Source organism: Giesbergeria anulus, assembly GCF_900111115.1.
GTDB lineage: Bacteria > Pseudomonadota > Gammaproteobacteria > Burkholderiales > Burkholderiaceae_C > Simplicispira > Simplicispira anulus.
Window position 1 is genome coordinate 1 of the sequence record NZ_FOGD01000031.1, and the last position, 1,565, is coordinate 1,565.

Annotated in this window: 2 protein-coding genes; both read right to left on the reverse strand. The window is 56.7% G+C overall.

Features of this window, described 5'->3' with window-relative positions:
- Positions 1 to 56 precede the first annotated feature (56 nt).
- Positions 57 to 956 carry a plasmid replication initiator TrfA gene (gene trfA / locus BMX55_RS16005; protein WP_091459426.1) on the reverse strand — a complete coding sequence of 300 codons (900 nt, stop codon included), beginning with the start codon at positions 954 to 956 and terminating at the stop codon, positions 57 to 59.
- A 107-nt stretch (positions 957 to 1,063) separates the two neighbouring features.
- The gene (locus BMX55_RS16010; RefSeq protein WP_245751528.1) at positions 1,064 to 1,486 is read right to left on the reverse strand and encodes a type II toxin-antitoxin system PemK/MazF family toxin; all 423 of its coding nucleotides are present in this window, start codon (positions 1,484 to 1,486) and stop codon (positions 1,064 to 1,066) included.
- Between the last annotated feature and the right edge of the window lie 79 nt (positions 1,487 to 1,565).

The following is a 1,565-nucleotide window of genomic DNA, read 5'->3' on the forward strand; positions in this document are numbered from 1 at the left end:
GCCTACCCGGAAAGACGTGTTTGCCTACCCGGAAAGACGTGCCCTGTGGATAACTTTTAGGGCCGTTTTGCTGCTCGGTTGAGATGTTTCTGTTGGGTACTGGATGGTGTGCGCTGAATGGTCACAAGGTCATCGTCATTGATGTTCCAGCCCTGAATGGCCCCCACGCTGACCAGCTCGTTAAGCGCCTTGCGCAGTTGCTGCCTGAACTTGAACAATTCGCCCGTTTGGCTCCCGCAAAGGGTGCGCAACGTCTCCACCTTGTACGGGTAAGGCTTGGCGTGCGTGGCATAGAAGCCATGCAGCCATTTAGCCAACGCGCTTTTGCCCAGCGCTATGCGCTGGTTCCAGTCAATGTGCGAATAGCCCCCTTCGTAGAGATTCAACATATCGTTGTCGAAAATGACGACATAGCGACCTGTGTCCTCTTCCCGGAAAGCCTTGCTGACCAGCGTACCCATGAAGGTCTTGCGGGCCTTGGTATCGGTAATCTCGACAACTCCACCCATTAAGCGCACCACCTGTTCTTTGAACTGCTCATGCTGCTCACCAGAAGTTTTTCGACCTATAGCCTTGAGGAACGAATGAACAGTGAACTCCACGCGCTTGCCCAGTGGATGGGGCATGGCAAGGTGCAACATGGCCTCCAACACATCCAGATCGGTCTGATTGAAGGTTTCGCCCTTGAAGCGGATTTCGTAACCCTCCACGGCAGCAATGAGGGTGCGCTTTTGGTGGACTATGCGCTCTTGCCCAATACCGAAAAGAGCGCCGCGCAAAATCGCATTGGGCACGCCGCGCACCTCATCGGGCCAAGTCGGTAGCCCCAGCGTCGCAGCAGGACTGCCCGTAGACTTCTCCAGTGCCTCAGCCGCCGCTTCTTTTTGTGCTTTGGCACTACGCTCATGCAGCCATTCCACGATCTTCTCGTAGCTGTTATCCTTGCCATTAGCCATTTCGGCCTCCTGTTTAGGTCGTTTCGGTTAGGTGCTGGCAGGGAATCCCCTCCCTGCCAGTGCCGCACATGCTACTGCTGCACTTGCTCGACAGACGTTAGCAAGTGCTACCGGGGTAGCGCTAAATGAATCTTGATGGCGTCCTCCACAGCCAACATATCAGCCTTGGACAGGGTGCCCAGTTGGCTCTTGAGCCGTGCCTTATCGGCAGCCATGATCTGATCGGCCATCGCCTTGCTGCTTTGGCCTCCCACCGTCACCACCGCCTCACCGGGGTACTGCCTCCCAGTATTGCTGGTCAGAGGCATCACCACCACCCGCGCCAAATTCCGGTTCGCAGCATCGTTGCTCACAATCACCGCCGGACGGGTTTTGCAAATTTCGCTACCGACTGCTGGGTCGAACTCCACCCACCAGACCTCACCGCGCAGCATCGGCCATATCCCCGGCAAGCGCATTGCACCACTCCAGCGCTTCCGCTTCGCGCTGCGTGTCAGTAGCCATCGCCCGGTAGCTGTAGGGACTTGCATTTGAAAAGCGTCAGGCCTGCATTCAGCGCATTTCTGGGCCAACATTAACTGCGTCTATCAGCGCCCTCAGGCCAGCATT

Coding starts and splice junctions, on each gene's coding strand:
- trfA (WP_091459426.1), bottom strand. CDS start 956: ATGGCTAATGGCAAGGATAACAGCTACGAGAAGATCGTGGAATGGCTG.
- BMX55_RS16010 (WP_245751528.1), bottom strand. CDS start 1,486: ATGCAAGTCCCTACAGCTACCGGGCGATGGCTACTGACACGCAGCGCG.